This is a genomic window from Geodermatophilus normandii (assembly GCF_003182485.1).
Lineage (GTDB): Bacteria > Actinomycetota > Actinomycetes > Mycobacteriales > Geodermatophilaceae > Geodermatophilus > Geodermatophilus normandii.
The window spans coordinates 869,461-886,235 of sequence record NZ_QGTX01000001.1 but is presented as its reverse complement, the minus strand read 5'-3'; the positions used below and the strand labels follow the sequence as shown (position 1 = coordinate 886,235).

19 protein-coding genes are annotated in these 16,775 nt (G+C 75.6%); 8 read left to right on the top strand and 11 right to left on the bottom strand.

Annotated features, from left to right (window positions below):
- The first annotated feature begins 18 nt into the window (after window positions 1–18).
- Genes JD79_RS04485 through JD79_RS04475 form a run of 3 tightly spaced genes read left to right on the top strand, consistent with a single transcriptional unit; the run spans window position 19 to window position 3,037 of the window.
- Window positions 19–699: a D-sedoheptulose-7-phosphate isomerase gene (locus tag JD79_RS04485; protein ID WP_110004547.1), complete on the top strand. Its 681-nt coding sequence runs from the start codon at window positions 19–21 to the stop codon at window positions 697–699.
- Entirely contained in the window at window positions 696–2,084 is a 1,389-nt protein-coding gene (gene rfaE2, locus JD79_RS04480) for a D-glycero-beta-D-manno-heptose 1-phosphate adenylyltransferase (RefSeq protein ID WP_110004546.1), read from the top strand. The genes JD79_RS04485 and rfaE2 overlap by 4 nt, the downstream gene beginning before the upstream one ends.
- A gap of 41 nt (window positions 2,085–2,125) precedes the next feature.
- A complete protein-coding gene (locus JD79_RS04475) occupies window positions 2,126–3,037 on the top strand; it encodes a glycosyltransferase family 9 protein (protein WP_110004545.1) in 912 nt (303 codons plus the stop codon).
- On the opposite strand, the gene JD79_RS23395 is transcribed toward JD79_RS04475, so the two are convergent.
- The 8 genes from JD79_RS23395 to JD79_RS04440 all read right to left on the bottom strand — a co-directional run bounded on the left by JD79_RS23395 (window position 3,034) and on the right by JD79_RS04440 (window position 11,169).
- Window positions 3,034–3,705 carry a VWA domain-containing protein gene (locus JD79_RS23395; RefSeq protein WP_245899685.1) on the bottom strand — a complete coding sequence of 224 codons (672 nt, stop codon included), beginning with the start codon at window positions 3,703–3,705 and terminating at the stop codon, window positions 3,034–3,036. The genes JD79_RS04475 and JD79_RS23395 overlap by 4 nt on opposite strands.
- On the bottom strand, window positions 3,678–4,673 hold the full coding sequence (locus JD79_RS23390) for a hypothetical protein (protein WP_245899683.1): 996 nt from the start codon (window positions 4,671–4,673) through the stop codon (window positions 3,678–3,680). The genes JD79_RS23395 and JD79_RS23390 overlap by 28 nt, the downstream gene beginning before the upstream one ends.
- 123 nt (window positions 4,674–4,796) lie before the next feature.
- Window positions 4,797–5,774, bottom strand: coding sequence for a UDP-glucuronic acid decarboxylase family protein (locus JD79_RS04465; RefSeq protein WP_110004544.1), 978 nt, complete (start codon window positions 5,772–5,774; stop codon window positions 4,797–4,799).
- Window positions 5,775–5,994: 220 nt separating this feature from the next.
- Window positions 5,995–7,338 carry an ABC transporter substrate-binding protein gene (locus JD79_RS04460; RefSeq protein ID WP_245899681.1) on the bottom strand — a complete coding sequence of 448 codons (1,344 nt, stop codon included), beginning with the start codon at window positions 7,336–7,338 and terminating at the stop codon, window positions 5,995–5,997.
- Between the two features lie 115 nt (window positions 7,339–7,453).
- A complete protein-coding gene (locus JD79_RS04455) occupies window positions 7,454–8,617 on the bottom strand; it encodes a branched-chain amino acid ABC transporter permease (protein ID WP_110004542.1) in 1,164 nt (387 codons plus the stop codon).
- 4 nt (window positions 8,618–8,621) lie between these two features.
- Window positions 8,622–9,503, bottom strand: coding sequence for a branched-chain amino acid ABC transporter permease (locus JD79_RS04450; protein ID WP_110004541.1), 882 nt, complete (start codon window positions 9,501–9,503; stop codon window positions 8,622–8,624).
- 42 nt (window positions 9,504–9,545) lie between these two features.
- A complete protein-coding gene (locus JD79_RS04445) occupies window positions 9,546–10,376 on the bottom strand; it encodes an ABC transporter ATP-binding protein (protein WP_245899679.1) in 831 nt (276 codons plus the stop codon).
- Complete coding sequence (locus tag JD79_RS04440) at window positions 10,369–11,169, bottom strand: ABC transporter ATP-binding protein (protein ID WP_110007424.1); 801 nt, start codon at window positions 11,167–11,169, stop codon at window positions 10,369–10,371. The genes JD79_RS04445 and JD79_RS04440 overlap by 8 nt, the downstream gene beginning before the upstream one ends.
- A gap of 257 nt (window positions 11,170–11,426) precedes the next feature.
- On the opposite strand from JD79_RS04440, the gene JD79_RS04435 reads away from it, so the two are divergent.
- Complete coding sequence (locus JD79_RS04435) at window positions 11,427–12,662, top strand: PucR family transcriptional regulator (protein ID WP_245899677.1); 1,236 nt, start codon at window positions 11,427–11,429, stop codon at window positions 12,660–12,662.
- Between the two features lie 92 nt (window positions 12,663–12,754).
- On the opposite strand, the gene JD79_RS04430 is transcribed toward JD79_RS04435, so the two are convergent.
- From JD79_RS04430 to JD79_RS04420, 3 genes are read right to left on the bottom strand one after another with little or no spacing between them, the layout of a single operon-like run.
- Window positions 12,755–12,988 carry a DUF2630 family protein gene (locus JD79_RS04430; RefSeq protein ID WP_110004539.1) on the bottom strand — a complete coding sequence of 78 codons (234 nt, stop codon included), beginning with the start codon at window positions 12,986–12,988 and terminating at the stop codon, window positions 12,755–12,757.
- Window positions 12,989–13,024: 36 nt separating this feature from the next.
- Window positions 13,025–13,951 carry a prephenate dehydrogenase/arogenate dehydrogenase family protein gene (locus tag JD79_RS04425; protein ID WP_110007423.1) on the bottom strand — a complete coding sequence of 309 codons (927 nt, stop codon included), beginning with the start codon at window positions 13,949–13,951 and terminating at the stop codon, window positions 13,025–13,027.
- Window positions 13,948–14,388 carry a PaaI family thioesterase gene (locus tag JD79_RS04420; protein ID WP_110004538.1) on the bottom strand — a complete coding sequence of 147 codons (441 nt, stop codon included), beginning with the start codon at window positions 14,386–14,388 and terminating at the stop codon, window positions 13,948–13,950. The genes JD79_RS04425 and JD79_RS04420 overlap by 4 nt, the downstream gene beginning before the upstream one ends.
- A gap of 94 nt (window positions 14,389–14,482) precedes the next feature.
- Between JD79_RS04420 and JD79_RS04415 the strand changes: the two genes are divergently transcribed.
- The 4 genes from JD79_RS04415 to tadA are packed head-to-tail and all read left to right on the top strand — an operon-like array spanning window position 14,483 to window position 16,768.
- On the top strand, window positions 14,483–15,145 hold the full coding sequence (locus tag JD79_RS04415; RefSeq protein ID WP_110004537.1) for an O-methyltransferase: 663 nt from the start codon (window positions 14,483–14,485) through the stop codon (window positions 15,143–15,145).
- Window positions 15,142–15,645 carry a tRNA adenosine deaminase-associated protein gene (locus tag JD79_RS04410; RefSeq protein ID WP_110004536.1) on the top strand — a complete coding sequence of 168 codons (504 nt, stop codon included), beginning with the start codon at window positions 15,142–15,144 and terminating at the stop codon, window positions 15,643–15,645. The genes JD79_RS04415 and JD79_RS04410 overlap by 4 nt, the downstream gene beginning before the upstream one ends.
- The gene (locus tag JD79_RS04405) at window positions 15,642–16,298 is read left to right on the top strand and encodes an HAD-IA family hydrolase (RefSeq protein ID WP_110004535.1); all 657 of its coding nucleotides are present in this window, start codon (window positions 15,642–15,644) and stop codon (window positions 16,296–16,298) included. The genes JD79_RS04410 and JD79_RS04405 overlap by 4 nt, the downstream gene beginning before the upstream one ends.
- Window positions 16,295–16,768 carry a tRNA adenosine(34) deaminase TadA gene (gene tadA / locus JD79_RS04400; protein ID WP_245899675.1) on the top strand — a complete coding sequence of 158 codons (474 nt, stop codon included), beginning with the start codon at window positions 16,295–16,297 and terminating at the stop codon, window positions 16,766–16,768. Before JD79_RS04405 ends, tadA begins: the two co-directional genes overlap by 4 nt.
- Window positions 16,769–16,775: the final 7 nt, after the last annotated feature.

Here is a 16,775-nt window from a genome sequence, read left to right as displayed (position 1 = left end):
GCCCCTGGAGGCCTCCCGATGAGCACCGCGCCCCACTCCGCCTTCGAGAGCACCGCCGGCGAGGTCGCCTCGCCCGGCTCCTGCACGCACCTCACCGGCCGCGACCACGTGGCCTCGCTGACGTCGGCGCTGCGCAGCCTCGACCGGTCGGTCGACACCCTCGACCGCTGGGGCGGACTGCTGGCCGACGTCCTGTGCGGCGAGTCCCGCGGGCGGCTGCTCGCGGCGGGCAACGGGGGCAGCGCCGCGCAGGCGCAGCACCTGACCGCCGAGCTCGTGGGCCGCTACCGCGCCGACCGGCCGCCGTTCTCCGCGATCTGCCTGACCGCCGAGACCTCGTCGCTCACCGCGATCGCCAACGACTACCCGGCCGACGAGCTCTTCGCCCGGCAGGTCGAGGCGCACGGCCGCGCCGGCGACGTCCTGGTGCTGCTGTCGACCTCGGGCCGCTCGCCGAACGCCGTCGCCGCCGCCCGCCGCGCCCGCGAGTGCGGCATCACCGTCCTGTCGATCACCGGCCCGGCGCCCAACCCGCTGGCCGCGGCGTCGGACGAGGCGGTCTGCATCGACTCCCCGTGGACGGCGACCGTGCAGGAGTGCCACCTGGTCGCGCTGCACCTGCTGTGCGCGGCCTTCGACGCCGCGGTGCTGGCCGAGCCGGCGCGGGTGCCCCGGTCGCGCCTCGGGGTCGCGCAGTGAGCGGGGGAGGTGGGGGAGCGGTCGTCGTCGTCGGCGACGCGCTGCTCGACGTCGACCTGGTCGGCACCGCGTCCCGCCTGACCCCGGACGCGCCGGTGCCCGTGGTCGAGGACCTGGAGACCCGCGAGCGCCCCGGCGGCGCGGCGCTGGCCGCCGTCATCGCCGCGCAGGCCACCGGCCGCGAGGTCGTGCTGGTCGCCCCGCTCGCCGACGACGAGGGCGCCGCGCGGCTGCGGGCGCTGCTGGCCGGCCGGGTGCGGCTGGTCGCCGTCCCGGCCACGGGTGGCACCGCGGTCAAGCAGCGGGTGCGCGTGGGCGACCACTCGGTGGTGCGCCTCGACAGCGGCGCGCCCGCCGTCACCCTCGGCGAGCTCCCGGCCGAGGCGCGCGAGGCCATCCGCGACGCCGCCGCCGTGCTCGTCGCCGACTACGGGCGCGGCACGACGTCCGACCCCGCCGTCCGCGCGGCGCTGGGCGAGGCCGGCGGCCCGGTGGTCTGGGACCCGCACCCGCGCGGTGCCGATCCGGTGCCGAGCGTCCGGCTCGTGACGCCCAACGCCTCGGAGGCCGCCCGCGTGGCCGCCGCCGCGGGTGTGCCCGCCGACGGCGACGGACTGGCCGCCGTGGGCGGGCGGGCCGAGGCGCTGATCCGGCACTGGGGCGTGGGCGCGGTCGCGGTCACGCTGGGGGCCCGGGGCGCGCTGCTGTCCTACGGCGAGGGCGCCCCGATGGTGGTCCCGGCGGTGCCCGTGACCGGCGGCGACCCGTGCGGCGCCGGCGACTCCTTCGCCGCCGCCGCGGCGCTGGCGCTCGCCGACGGCGCGGTGACCGGCGAGGCGGTGGCCGCCGCGGTCGCGTTCGCCGGGCGCTTCGTGGCCGCCGGCGGGGCCTCGGCCTGGGACGCCTCGACGGTGCGCGAGCCGGACGTCGCGGCCGAGGACGGGGTCGCGGCGCTGCTGAACCGCGTGCGCGCGGCCGGTGGCACCGTGGTGGCCACCGGCGGCTGCTTCGACCTGCTGCACGCCGGCCACGTGGCCACGCTGCGCGCCGCCCGCGGGCTGGGCGACTGCCTGGTCGTGTGCATCAACTCCGACGAGTCCGTGCGCCGGCTCAAGGGGCCCTCGCGACCGCTGGTGACCGCGCCGGACCGCGCCCGGGTGCTCGAGGCGCTGGAGTTCGTCGACGCCGTCGTGGTGTTCGACGAGGACACCCCGGCGGAGGTGCTCGACCGGCTGCGGCCCGACGTCTGGGCCAAGGGCGGTGACTACGCCGGCGCCGACCTGCCCGAGGCCGCGGTGCTGCGCCGGTGGGGCGGCCAGGCGGTCGTCCTGCCCTACCTGGACGGGCACTCGACCACCGCCCTCGTCGAGCGCTCCCGGGTGTGAGCTCCGCCGACTCCGTGCGACTCCGCGAAGCTGCACAGCCGGTGGCGGTCGTGCTGCGGCCGCTCGGGCTCGGGGACCTGCTCACCGGCGTCCCGGCGATCCGGGCGGTGCGCGCCGCCGTCCCGGACCACCGGCTGGTCCTGGCGACCACGGCCGCCCTGGCGCCGCTGGCCGGGCTGGTCGACGCCGTCGACGAGGTGCTGCCCGCCCGCGAGCTCGAGCCGCTGGACTGGGACGGGCCGCCCCCCGAGCTGGCCGTGGACCTGCACGGCAAGGGGCCGGCCTCGCACGTCGTCGTCGCCGGCCTGCGTCCGGCGCGGCTGCTGACCTTCGCCAGCCCCGGCTACCCCGGCCCGACCTGGTACCCCGACGAGCACGAGGTCCGGCGCTGGTGCCGGCTGGTGTCCGAGGGCCTCGGTGTCGCGGCGGACCCCGACGCGCTCGACCTCGCCGTCCCGGCCGTGCCCCCGCCGGTGGCCGGGGCCGCGCTCGTGCACCCCGGAGCGGCCTTCCCCGGCCGGCGTTGGCCCGCCGAGCGGTTCGCCGCGGTGGCGCGCTCCCTCGCGGAGGCCGGGCACGACGTCCGCGTCACCGGCGGCCCGGCGGAGCGCGACCTCGCCTGCGCCGTCGCGCGCGGGGCCGGGCTGGGGGAGGAGGCGGTGCTCGCCGGGACGACGTCGACGCTCGAGCTGGCCGCCACGGTGGCCGCCGCCCGCGTCGTGGTCAGCGGCGACACCGGCGTGGCACACCTGGCCACCGCCTACCGCCGTCCCTCCGTGGTGCTCTTCGGCCCGGTGTCCCCGGCGCTGTGGGGCCCGCCGGCGCGACCGCAGCACGTCGTCCTCTGGCACGGCGACGGCACCGGCGACCCCTGGGGCACCGAGCTGGACCCCGCGCTGGCGCGGATCCCCGTCGGTGAGGTGACCGCGGCGCTGGACCGGCTGCTCGCCTAGCGCTGGCGGAGGGCGTCGAAGAGGACGTCCTGCAGGTCGTTGGGGTCGACGGCGGAGTAGGAGGCCCCGCCGGTCGCCGAGGCGATCTCCTCCAGCGCCGCGATGTCGGCGTCCGGGCCGAGCGCGACCCCGATGACCTTGATCGGCCGCTGCGGGTCGACCTCGGACTCCAGCGTCTGCAGCAGTTCGTCCAGCGAGATGCCGGCGGAGTCCTCGTTCGTGCCGTCGGTGACGAGCACGACGCTGTTCACGGCGTTCGGGTCGTACTGGTCCCGCGCGGCGCGCACCGCGGCGAGGGTGGTGTCGAACAGTCCCGTGCCTCCGGGGGAGAGCCGGTCGGGGAGGGACTGGAACTGCTGGGCCAGGAACTCGCGCTGCGTGCCGCCGTCGACCTCGGCGTCCATCTCGCGGACGGGCGCGAGCTCGATCCAGTCCTGCTCGCCCTGCAACTGGTAGGCGAACGCCCAGACGCCGCCCGCCGCGTTGCCCGGCAGGAGCTCCAGGGCACTGAGGGCGGCGTCGCGCATCAGGGTGGCGCGAGTGCCGTCGCCGGCGGGGGCCTCCATCGACTGCGACACGTCCCAGACCGTCAGCAGCCGCGAGGGCGCGGCCAGCCGGGCGAGCTCGGCCAGCAGGTCGGTCACCTGCTCGGCGTCGACCTCGAGCACCTCGGGCGCCTCCTCGCGCACGCCGGGCCGGGGTCGGTCGGGGCGGTCCCCTCCGCGTCACGGAACCCGGCGGCCAGGACGGCGGTGCCCGCGGCCTCCGACGTCAGCCGGCGGACGACGGCGTCGACGGCGGCGCGGTCGTCGTCGGAGGCCGAGCCCACCCGCAGCACCGGGTAGTCCAGCTCGGGGGAGCCCTCGGCCGGGTAGACGGCGACCAGCGAGGAGTCCTCGGCGCCGCGGTTGGTGCTGATGACCTCCTGCTCGCTCATCGGCAGCAGCGGCGCGTCGGGGTCACCGGCCTGCGCGGCGCCGAGCGCCTCGGCGGGGGTGACCGACGGGCCGCGGCGCGCGGCGAGCACGGCCTGCACGACGGCGTTGTCCGCGGCGTCCCCGCCCCCGAGGGACGAGCGGACGGCGGCCAGGGCCGAGACGCCCTCGGCGCTGGTCGCGAGGTCCGGGACGGCGACCGGGCGGGCACCGGACAGCGCCTCGCTCCAGGGGGGCGGCGTGGCGCTCCAGCCGAGCTCGTCGGCGGCCGCGCTGCTGGTGCCGAGGACCACCGGCGAGGTCGCCATGGAGCCCGACGCGTCGAGCGGGGCGTCGCCGGCGCGCACGGCCCACAGGGAGCTGTCGGGCACCCACACCTGCGGCAGCCCGGGCCCCTCGAGGGCGCCGAGGTCGCCGACGGTCTGCAGCGGCTCCTGGGCGGTCACCTCGGCCGCCGCGCAGGCGCCGCCGCCGAGGTCCTGCGGCTCGGCGAGGAGTTCCCGGGCGACGTCCCCCAGCTCGGGGGCGACGGTGACCCGGACGGTGCGGGTGTTCTCGCAGCCGTCGCCGCTGCCCGAGCCGGCGAGCCACCACACGACGCCGCCGGCCACGAGGGCCACGACGAGCAGGGCGACGATCAGCGCGATGGGAGCGGGTCGCTGTACGCGGCGCGCAGAGGTGGTGTCCGCGTGGCGGCCCATGAATGACTCTCCGTCAGTGTCCGGTTCCTCGGCGTGCCCACAGCCGCCCGTCCCAATGTAAACGTGAACCAGGACACGGAGCAGGGCGGCGGCCAGACAGTGGCCGAGGACACCCCGGCCGGCTCATCCGACGCGCAGCGCGGCTGCCTCCCGCTGCTCGGCGAACCAGGCCACCGTGCGGCGCAGCCCCTCCTCGGAGGGGACCGTGGGCCGCCAGCCGAGCAGTTCCTCGGCCCGCCGGGTGTCGGGGCGGCGGACCTTCGGGTCGTCGACGGGCAGGTCGATGAAGGAGACCTCCGACGACGACCCGGTCAGCTCGACGATCCACCGGGCCAGCCGCAGCATCGACAGCTCGTCGGGGTTGCCGATGTTCACCGGCCCCGGCTGGTCGGACCACGCGAGGGCGAGGATGCCGCGGACGGTGTCGTCGACGTAGCAGATCGAGCGGGTCTGCGAGCCGTCGCCGGCGACGGTCAGCGGCCGCCCGGACAGCGCCTGGCCCACGAACGCGGGGATGGCGCGGCCGTCGTCGGGGCGCATGCGGGGGCCGTAGGTGTTGAAGATCCGCACGATGGCGGTGTCGGTGCCCTTCGACGTCCGGTAGGCGGTGGTCATCGCCTCGCTGAAGCGCTTGGCCTCGTCGTACACGCCGCGCGGGCCGACCGGGTTGACGTTGCCCCAGTACTCCTCGGGCTGCGGGTGCACCAGCGGGTCGCCGTAGACCTCCGAGGTGGAGGCCAGGACGTAGCGGGCGCCCTTCTCGTGCGCGAGGCCGAGGGTGTGCAGGGTGCCGAGGCTGCCGACCTTGAGCGTCTCGATCGGCATCCGCAGGTAGTCCAGCGGGCTGGCCGGCGAGGCGAAGTGCAGCACGAGGTCCACCGGGCCGGGCACGTGCACGAAGTCGGTGACGTCGCAGCGCACCAGGCGGAAGCCGGGGTGCTCCAGGAGGTGGACGACGTTCTCGGGCGTCCCGGTCAGGAAGTTGTCGAGGCACACCACCTCGACGCCGCGGTCGAGCAGGTGCTCGCACAGGTGGGACCCGAGGAAGCCGGCCCCGCCGGTCACCACCGCCCGCCGGATCGTCCGTGCCGCGTGCACCATGCCCTGCTCCCGTCGTCTCGCCGTTCCCGCACCGAGCGCAGGACCTGGACCGGCCCTACCCGGAGATCAACACCCGACACTTCGGTAGCTGAGTGTCGTCCGGGGACCACCCGGGACGGCGAACGGGCCGCCGGCTCCCCGCAGGGAACCGACGGCCCGCTCGTCGTGCGGTGTGGCTCGTCGGAGCCGGTCCCCCTCGCCCTGCGAGGGGGACCTTTCCTCAGTTGATCGGCTCCTCGTCCGGGATGCCGCTCTCCGGCGGGCTGGCCGGCTCGTTCTCGGCCTCGGTGATCTCGGCGTCGCCGTTGTCGGTGACGAGCACCGGCGTCAGCTCCTCCGAGCCCTGGCCCAGCAGCCGGCTGACGAGCATGCCGCTGTAGCCGGCGTGCGAGTCCTCCGAGTAGCGGAAGGGCGCGAAGCCCGGGCCCTCCCACTCGCCACCGGCCTGCTCGACGGCGGCGACCAGGTCGTCACGCGTCGGGTTCTGGCCGGCGGCCTGCAGCGCCTGCACCATCGTGTAGGCCTGCGACATGCCGTAGGCCCGGTAGTTGCTGAGCTCGCCCTCCTGGCCGGACTCGTCCCACACCCGCTGCCACAGCTGGGTCCACTCGTTGTCCGGGTTGTCCACGCCGGGGATGTACTCGGTGGTCAGCACGCCGTCGAGCAGGCTGGCGTCACTGATCGCGCCCTCGGAGAAGCGGGCCAGCAGCGAGCCGACCAGCACCGGGTCCGAGCCGACGTTCGAGTAGAACCACTGCGGGTCGTAGCCGAGCTGCAGCGCGGTCAGCTGCGACAGCGCCGTGTAGCTGGGGACGTTGAAGCCGAGGACGAAGTCCGCGCCGGCCGCCTGCAGGGCCGAGATCTGCGGACGGACGTCGGTGTTGCCCGGGACGTAGGTCTCCTCCGCGACGATCTGGTCCTCGAGGAACTGACGGGCGCCGGCCGAGCCGTCCTCGCCGAAGTCGTCGCCCTGGAGGAACAGGCCGACCTTGGCGTCGGGGAAGTTCTCGGCCACGTACTGGCCGATGATCTTGCCCTCGATCTCGTAGTCGGGCTGCCAGCCGAAGGTGTACGGCTTCTCCTCCGGGTCGTCCCACAGCCGCGAGCCCGACGACACGAACAGGTCGGGCACGCCCTCGCTGTTGAGGAAGTCGGTGACGGCGTTGTGGGTCGGCGTGCCGAGGCCCGACATGATCGCGAACACCTCGTCCTCGAGGACGAGCTGGTTGACGACCTGGCTGGTGTTGGTCGGGTTGTAGGCGTCGTCCCGGTAGACGAACTCGATCTGGCGCCCGTTGACCCCGCCGTTGGCGTTGACGAAGTCGAAGTACGCCTGGACGCCGGTCGGGATCTCGCTGTAGCCGGGCGCCGCGACGCCGGTCAGCGGGTAGTGCGCGCCGAGCTTGATGCTGTCCTCGGTGATGCCGATGTCGGAGGCCTCGTTCTCCGCGCTGTCGCCGCCACCGCCACCCCCACCGGAGTCGCCGCCGCCACAGGCGGCCAGGGTGGTGGCGACGGTCGCCGCGGCCACGAAGCTGACGAGGCGTCGTGAGGATCTTGTCAACGGTTCTCCTCTGGAGCGGACCCGGGCGTCTGTGCCCGGGGGGTCTGGTTGGGGCGGGTGGAGCTGAGCCGGCCGCAGGGCCGGATCGGGGGACAGCCGACGGGGTCCCGGCTGCTCACCCCCCGGTGCGCGCGCCGGCCCGGCGGGCGCGCTGCTTCATCCAGGCCAGCCGGATCGACCCGACCAGACCGGCCGGGGCGAAGAGCATGACCAGCACGAGGATCACGCCGTAGACGACGTAGGAGATCTCGGCGGCCTGGGCGGCGTCCATGTTGAGCGACTCCCCGGCGTCCCGGAGCGTGCGCGGCAGGAACACCAGCAGCGCCGAGCCGATGAGCGCCCCGAGGAGGCTGCCCAGACCGCCGATGACGATGGCGGTCAGCAGGGACAGGGACAGGACGATGGTGAAGGCGGTCGGGGCGGTCAGGCGGACGACGAGCGCCAGCACGGCTCCCGCGAGCCCCGCGGCGGCGGCGCTGACCAGGAAGGCCAGCACGCGCCACGTGCCGAGGTTGATGCCGGCGAGCTCGGCGGCGACCTCCTGGTCGCGCACCGCCCGCCACGTGCGCCCGACCCGGCTGCGCATCAGGTTGGCCAGCAGGAAGTAGGTGATCAGCAGGCAGGCGACCGCGATGTAGGCGATCCACTTGACGCCCGAGGCGGAGTTGCCCGACAGCGTGCGGATGCCCTCGACGAACCAGTCCGGGCGCTCGGGCGAGGACACCGTGAGGCCCTGCTCGCCGCCGAGGAAGTCCCGGAAGTACAGCGCCAGGCCCGGCAGGCCGACCGCCAGGGCGAGCGTGGCGCCGGCCAGGTAGGGGCCGTGCAGGCGCGCGGCGGCCACGCCGACGACCGCCCCCACGAGCGAGGTCAGCACGATCGCGGCCAGGAAGATCACGATGAGCGGCAGCGGCTCGTCGACGTCGAGCATCAGGGCCGTCGTGTACGCGCCGACGGCCATGAGGGCGCCGTGGCCGAGGGAGATCTGCCCGTTGAGGCCGGTCAGCAGGGTCAGCCCGCCGGCGGCGATCGCGTAGAAGGCGACGTAGCCGATCTGCGCGTTGAAGCCGAGGTCGGTCGACTCCAGCAGGATCACCGCGGCGACGGCGCAGACGACCAGCACGAGCAGGTGCCGCAGCAGCGTGTTCCGTGGCAGGAAGGTGCGGCCACCGGCCGCCTGTGCGGAGCTGGCGTTGCTCGCGGCGGTGGCCGTGGACGGCGCGTCGGAGGTGGCCGCCCCGGCGGTCGGGGAGGAGGCGGGGGTCTGCAGGTCGCTCACGGTGCTATGCCCTCCGCGTCTGGGTCGTCGAGAACAGGCCGCCGGGTCGCACGAGCAGGACCACGACGAGGACCACCAGCGCGGCGAGGCCGACCAGTTCGTCCCCGAGGTAGCCGCGCACGTAGCTGAGCGCCAGCCCGAGGAGCAGGCCGCCGACGACCGCGCCGATCGGGGAGTCCAGGCCGCCGAGGACCGCGGCGACGAAGCCGAAGACGATCAGCGCGTCCATGAACGTGGGCGCCACGAAGGTGACCTCGGCGGCGATCAGCATGCCCGCGAGCGAGCCCACGACGGCGGCCAGCGCCCAGCCGAGGGTGAGCATCCGGCCGACCCGGACGCCGAGCAGCCGGGCGACCTCCTGGCCGAACGCCGAGGCGCGCATGGCCAGGCCGACGCGGGTGAAGCGGAACAGGGCGATGAGCCCGACCATCACGAGCAGGACCGCGCCGAGGGTGAACACCGTGTTGGGGCTCAGCGCCAGCGTGAAGTCGCCGGCCTTGAAGCCGATCGTGGAGAACGGCGCGACGAACGCGCGCTGGTTGACCCCGAACAGCACCGAGATGAGCGCCTGGATGGCGATGAACAGGCCGAGGGTCACGATGACCGCGTTGAGCTCGGGCCCGCCCTCGACCGGCCGGATGACCACGCGCTCGAGGACGGCACCGATGAGCAGCCCGGCGACCAGGGCGACGGCCAGGCCGACCCAGTAGGACTGGCCGCCCTCGATGAGCGACAGGGCGATGAACGTCGTCAGGGCGGCCATCGCGCCCTGCGCGAAGTTGACGATCCGGGTGGACCGCCAGATCAGCACCAGGGCGAGGGCGAAGGCCGCGTAGACCGCGCCGGTGATCACCCCGCCGAGGGTGAGGTTGACGAACTGCTGCACGTGGGGGCTGCCTTCCTGGGGGTGCGGAGGAGCGGGGAGGGGCTAGAAGCCCAGGTAGGCGTGGCGGAGGTCCTCGTCGCCGGCGAGCCGGGCGGCGTCGTCGGTGACCACGACGCGGCCGAGGTTGAGGACCACCCCGGTGTCGGCGACGGACAGCGCGCTGCGGGCGTTCTGCTCCACCAGCAGCACCGACAGGCCCTCGGTGTCGACGAGCTTGCGCAGCAGCGCGAAGATCTGCGCCACGATCCGCGGGGCCAGGCCCAGCGAGGGCTCGTCCAGCAGCAGCAGCTTCGGCCGGGCCAGCAGCGCGCGGCCGATGACCAGCATCTGGCGCTCACCGCCGGAGAGCGTGTGCGCCGTGGAGGTGCGGCGCTCCTTGATCCGCGGGAAGAGGTCGTAGACCCGGTCGAACTCGTCCTGCCCGACCTTGCCGCGGAACAGCGAGCCGACCCGGAGGTTCTCGTCGACGGTCAGCTCGGCGATGACGCCGCGGCCCTCCGGCACGTGCGACATGCCCTTGGTGACCATCGCCTCCACGGGGGACCGGGTGACGTCCTCGCCGTTGAGGACGACCCGGCCGGCGGTCGGGCGGACCAGGCCGCTGATGGTGCGCAGCAGCGTCGTCTTGCCGGCGCCGTTGGCGCCGAGCACCGCGGTGATCCGGCCCTGCTCGGCGCGCAGCGTCACGCCGTCGAGCGCCTTGACCGGCCCGTAGGCGGCCGACAGCCCCTCGACGGACAGGACGGCGTCGGCGGTGGCGGTCCCGCCGCCGGCGATGACGCTGCTCCCGGTCGCGGCGCCCCGGCCCGGGTCGCCCTTGGACAGGCCGGTGCCGGCGGCGCCCGCCGCGGTGCTGCCGTGCGCCTCAGCCACGGTGGGTCCCCCCGTCGGTGCCCGCCAGCTCGCTGACGTCGGTGGTGTCGTCGACGGCGTCGCCGAGGTAGGCCTCGGTGACCGCCGGGTCGTTCTGGACCTGCTGCGGTGTGCCGGCGGCGATCTGCCTGCCGGAGTCCAGGACGGTGATCTGGTCGCACACGCGCATGACCAGGTCCATGTGGTGCTCGACGAGCAGGACGCTCATCCGGCCGCTCAGGTGCTGGATGAGCTCGCCGAGCTCGTGCATCTCGTCCTCGCTGAGGCCGGAGGCCGGCTCGTCGAGCAGCAGCAGCTCGGGTTCGGAGACCAGCGCGCGGGCCAGCGCGACCCGCTTCTGCACGGGGTAGGGGAGGCTGCCGGGGTAGCGGGCGGCGTAGTCGTCGGCGTCGAGCTCGGCCAGCGCCGTCATGGCCCGCTCGCGCAGCCGGGCGTCGTCCCGGTCGGCGGTCGGGATGGCGAGCAGCGCGGAGAAGAAGCCCGCCTTCGCGTGCTTGTGCGCGCCGACCATCACGTTCTCGAGCACGGTCAGGCCGGGGAAGAGCCCGACCCCCTGCAGGGTGCGGGCGATGCCGAGCCCGGCCAGCTGCGCCGGCCGCAGCCGCCGCAGCTCCTCGCCGCGCCAGGTGATCGTGCCCTCGCTGTTGCGGACCAGCCCGCAGGCCACGTTGAACATCGTCGTCTTGCCGGCGCCGTTGGGCCCGATGAGGCCGTGCACCTGGCCCGGCTCGACGGTCAGCGACACGTCGGTGAGGGCCTTGATGCCGCCGAAGGTGACGCTGATGCCCGTCATCTCCAGTCGGGCGGTGGGCGATCGGTCCTGGTGCCGGGTGCTGCTGCCTGTGGTGTCCGGCGGCTGCGCCAAGGTGCCCACGTCTCCTCTGCGTCGGGGAGGTCGCCACGGTCCCGCCGGGCGCACTCGCGCGTCGATTGGGTCACGGCTACGTCCGTATGAGCCTGCTGGCCGGTGAGGGCCGTCACAATGGGCTGACCGCACAGTGATGGGACCCACGTGTTGTGCTCTGTGCGATGAACAGCGGAGGTGATCGCGTGCGGACTGCCCCCTGGGGGGTCGAGGAGCGCCTGGCCGAACTGGTGCCGACGCTGCTCGACCGGCTCGACGAGATGACCGACCGGATGGTGGAGATCCTGGTCGAGACCGAGCCGGCCTACCGCGAGGCCATGGCCGGAGGCGACCCGCAGATGCGCGCCACCCTGCGGCGCAACCTCGAGGTCGGCGTCCGCGGGCTGCTGTCCGACGTGCCCGCCGCCTACCACCAGAGCCACGCCGAGGGCGCCCGCGCGGTGGGCCGCCTCCGGGCCGCCCAGGGCATCCCGCTGGAGGCCGTGCTGCGCGCCTACCGGCTCGGCGGGCAGATCACCTGGGAGGCGCTCGTCGCGCTCTCCCGCCAGGGCGACCGGCACGACGACGGGCTGCTGCTGGAGGTCGCCGGCTCCCTGTGGCGCACCAACGACCGCGGGTGCAGCGCCGCCGCGGAGGGCTACCGGGCCGAGGAGCGGCGCCGCTCGGGCCTCGACGCCGTCGAGCGGCAGCGGCTGCTCGACGGGTTGCTCGACGGCCGCGGCGGCGACCCCGCGTTCGCCCGCACCGCCGCCGAGCTGCTGTCGGTGCCCCTGGCGGGACGGCTCGCCGTCGTCGTCGCCCCGGTGCGCGACGAGGGGGACGAGCCGCTGGACCCGGCGGCCGCGCTGCTCAAGCGCGGCATCCGGTCGGCGTGGGGCACCCGCTCGCAGGCCTCGGTGGGCGTGGTCGGGCTGGGCACCCGCCGGCTGCCGGAGCTGCTGGCCTGGCTGGGCGCGGTGGCCTCCGGTCCGGTGGGGGTGTCCTCGGTGGTGGAGGGCGCCGCGGCCGTGGCCGGCGCCTACCGGCTGGCCGAGACCGCGGCGCGCACCCTGCCCGACGGCGTCGCGCGGGTGGTGACCATCGACGACCGGCTGCCGGAGGCGCTGCTGAGCAACTCGCCGGAGATCCTGTCCCGGCTGGTCGGCGAGACCCTGGGCCGGCTGCTCGAGCTGCCCGCGGACGAGCGCGAGGTGCTGCTGGAGACCCTGTCGGCGTTCCTCGACGCCGACGCCTCACCCACCCGCGCCGCCGACCTCCTGTACTGCCACCGCAACACGGTGATGCACCGGCTGCGGCGGATCGAGTCCGTGACCGGCCGCAAGCTCACCGACCCCCGGGCCCGGCTGCTGTGGCAGCTGGCCCTGCTGGGCACCGGTCACCACGACGCCGGGCACCGGCGGCCGGTCCGCGACTCCGCCTGAGCGCCGGAGGAGGGCCGCGGAGCGACCGCTCCCGTGGCCCCCCGCGGGGCCCGCCGCGGGCCTGCGAGCGGTGGGGGCACGGGGTCCTCCGGCTACTGCAGGTAGCCCTCGACCTCGGACTTCGGGCGCACCTCGGCGCTGTCGGGGTCCTCGTCGTACTGCCGCTTGGCGTCCCGCTGGCGGAGCAGGTCCCAGAGCTGGTCCCGGTCCTCCTCGATCTGCCGGAGCCGGGCGCGCTGCTCCTCGGTGTGCTCCCCGCTGTCGCGGAGCCGGTGCTCCTCCTCGACCAGCGCGTCGATGCGGCTGCGGATCTCGCTGTCGTCCATGAGCGGTCCCTGCCCGGCGCAGCGGAGGCGAAACGGTCAGCGGCCGGGCACCCAGCCCTCGACGAAGGCGGCCAGCCGCTGGGTGACCGCGCCGCCGGTCCGGCCCAGCGCCAGCAGCGCCGCCCGGTCCAGCGGTACCCGGACCACCCGCCGGCCGGGGTCGGCGGTCCGCACGGCGTGGCCGGCGGCGACCAGGTCGGGCCAGGGGCGCTCCAGCTGCGCGCGCACGCGGTCGAGCGCCGCGGCCGTCGGCCCGGCGTTGCCCTCGACCATCGCGGTGACGAACGCCGGGTCGCTGCCGATCACCCGCGTGCCGTCGCGGAAGCTGCCGGCCCCCAGCGCGAGGGCCAGCGGCCCCGCCTCACCGGCCGCCGCGGCCAGCGCCGCGGCGAGCAGGTGCGGCACGTGGCTGACCGCGGCGACGGCGTCGTCGTGCTCCGCAGCGGTCACCGGCACCACCTCGGCACCGGCGTCGAGGGCCACCTCCGCGGCCCGCAGCCAGCGCCGCAGGTCGGTGCCCGGCTCCAGGCACAGCGCCCACCGCGCGCCGCGGAACAGGCCGGGGTCGGTGGCGCCGTGGCCGGACCGCTCGGTCCCCGCCATCGGGTGCCCGCCCACGAACCGGTCGCCGAGCCGCGCACCCACGGACGCCAGCACGGGGGCCTTCACCGAGCCGAGGTCGGTCACGGTCGCGTCCGCGTCGACGTCGAGACCGTCGAGCGCGCCGGCCATCACCGGCAGCGGCACGGCCAGGACGACGACGCCGCCGAGCTCACGGGTGACGCGCACGCCGCGCGCCGCGGCCGCCTCGCGCGCGGCCGGGTCGACGTCCCACCCGGACACCTCCCGGCCGGCGGCGAGCAGCGCGGCGGCCAGCGACCCGCCGAGCTGGCCCAGGCCCACCACCCCGACCGGCGGCTTCGGCATGGTGGGCACCGGGATCGCCGGGGCGGGCGGGGTCATGCCGGCCCCCACGGCCGGTCGGTGCGGAAGACGCGGGCCAGGGCGGTGGCCACCAGCCGGCCGTCCTCGCCGCGGGCGTCGATGCGGTAGACGGCGGTGCGGCGGCCGCGGTGCAGCTCGGTGCCCTCGGCGACCAGCCGCTCGCCGGGCCGGCCGGCGGTGAGGAACTCCGTGTGCACGTCCTGGGCGACGGCCACCGTGCCGTGGCTGTTGCTCACCGCGGCGTGGACGACGTCGAGCAGCGCCATCGTCGCGCCGCCGTGCGCGGTCCCCACGGCGTTGAGCATGCGCGGGCCCACGGTCATGCCCGCACGGGCGTAACCGGGCCGCACCTGCTCCAGCGCGATGCCGAGCAGCTCGGCGAGCGGGTCGGCCGCCAGGCGGTCGAACAGCGCGGGGTCGACCTCGGCTCCGTCGGCGGGTGCGGCATCGGCCATGATCGGAGGCTATGACCTCGCAGGCCGTGACCTCGCCGGCCGTGACCTCGCAGGCCGTGACCCCGCCGGCCGTGACCCCCGCGCTGGACAGCCCGTGACGCCGCGGTCCTTCCTCCTCAGCCAGGAGGTCTCCGACTACGTGCGGGCCAGCTCCGAGCCGCTCGACGAGGTGGCCGCCGCGCTCGTGGCCGAGACCGCCCAGCTCGCCGCCCGGGGCGAGGTCCCGGCCACCTTCCAGGTCGCGGTCGAGCAGGGCGTGCTCATGCAGCTGCTCACCGGCGCGCTGGGCGTCCGGCGGGCGGTGGAGATCGGCACGTTCACCGGCTTCTCGGCGCTGTGCATCGCGCGCGGGCTGGCCGACGGCGGCCGGCTGCTGTGCCTCGACCGCAGCGAGGAGTGGACGGCGGTCGCCCGCCGGTACTGGGAGCGGGCCGGCGTCGCCGACCGGGTCGAGCTCCGCCTGGGCGAGGCGCTGGACCTGCTGCGCGCGGTCCCGGCGGAGCCGGTGTTCGACCTGGCCTTCGTCGACGCCGACAAGGCCGGCTACCCCGCCTACGTCGAGGAGCTGCACCCGCGGATGCGGCCGGGCGGGCTGGTCCTGCTGGACAACACGCTGCGCAGCGGCCGGGTGCTGGCGCCGGTCTCGGAGGAGGACCACGTGCTCGTCGCGCTCAACGCCGCGCTGGCCACCGACCCGCGGTTCGAGACGGTGCTGCTGCCCCTGGCCGACGGCCTGACCGTGCTGCGGGTCCGGTGAGCGCCCCCGGTCCCGCGGCGCCGCCGAGCTGGGCGGTCCGGGTCAGCCGCCGCGGCGACGGCTGGCGGGTGCAGCTGCTGGCCGCCGACGCCTCCGACGAGCTGCCGGTGCTCGAGCGGGCGCTGGGCGAGCCGGGCGCGGAGGGGTGGCCGCCGCCGTTCGTGGTCGTCGTCGACTCGCGGCTGTACTTCGTCGTGCTGCGGCACGGCCCCGGTGGCATGGTCCGGGCCCTGATCTCCGACGCCACCATGCAGGAGTGGGTGCTCGGCGCGGAGGTGGTCGAGCGGTACGGGATCGCCGTCGACGAGGACGGCGCCTTCGACGACGACGAGACCGGCTGGCCGGGAGGGGACCTGGACGTGTTCGCCGACGACGGACTGCCCGCGGACGACCTGCGGCCGATCGTGACCGCCGACGACCTGTGGGCCGACGAGATGGTCGCGCGGATCGCCGCCCGGCTGGGGTTCGCCGACGAGCTGGCCGCGGCGGTGGGCGCATGAGCGCCACCGTGTCGGCCGTCGTCTTCGACCTGGGCGGGGTGATCACCGAGAGCCCGATGCTGGCCTTCGCCGCCTACGAGGCCGAGGCGGGGCTGCCCGACGGCCTCATCCGGCGGCTCAACAGCACCGATCCCGACACCAACGCCTGGGCGCGCTACGAGCGCAACGAGCTCGACGTGGAGGGGTTCGTCGACACCTTCGAGGCCGAGGCGCTGGCCGCCGGCCACCGGGTCGACGCCCGCCGGGTGCTGGCCGCGCTGTCGGGGGAGATCCGCCCGCAGATGGTGGAGGCGGTGCGGAGCCTGCGGGCCGCGGGGCTGCCGCTGGGGATGCTGTCGAACAACGTCGCGCCGATGGAGCGCACCGGGCGGCTGGCCGAGCTGCTCGACCTGTTCGACGCCGTCGTGGAGTCCTCGGTGGAGGGGATCCGCAAGCCCGAGCCGGAGATCTACCGGCGGGCGCTGGCGCGGCTCAACGAGGCCACCGGCCGGGACCTCGACTTCGCCGACTGCGCCTACCTCGACGACCTGGGCATCAACCTCAAGCCGGCCCGGGCGCTGGGCATGCACACGATCAAGGTGGCCGACCCCGCCGACGCGCTGGCCGAGCTGTCCGCGCTGGTCGGCTTCCCCCTGGCCGGCGCCCGCGCGTGACCCTGCCGGACGACGTCGTCGACGCGGCGATGGTCCGCGCGCTGGAGCTGGCCGCCGCCGCGCAGGAGTGGGGCGACACCCCGATCGGCGCCGTCGTCCTCGGACCCGACGGCGCGGTGCTGGCCGAGGCGGCCAACGAGCGCGAGAGGCGCGGTGACCCCACCGCGCACGCCGAGGTGCTGGCCCTGCGCGCGGCTGCCGGGGTGCACGGCGACGGCTGGCGGCTGACCGGGACGACGCTCGTCGTCACGCTGGAGCCCTGCACGATGTGCGCCGGGGCGAGCGTGCTGGCGCGGGTCGACCGAGTCGTCTTCGGCGCCGACGACCCGAAGGCCGGGGCCGCGGGGTCGCTGTGGGACGTCGTCCGCGACCGCCGGCTCAACCACCGCCCGCAGGTCACCGGCGGGGTGCGGGCGGAGGAGAGCGCGACGCTGCTACGCGCGTTCTTCCGCCGGAAGCGGGGCCTGTAGTCTCTTC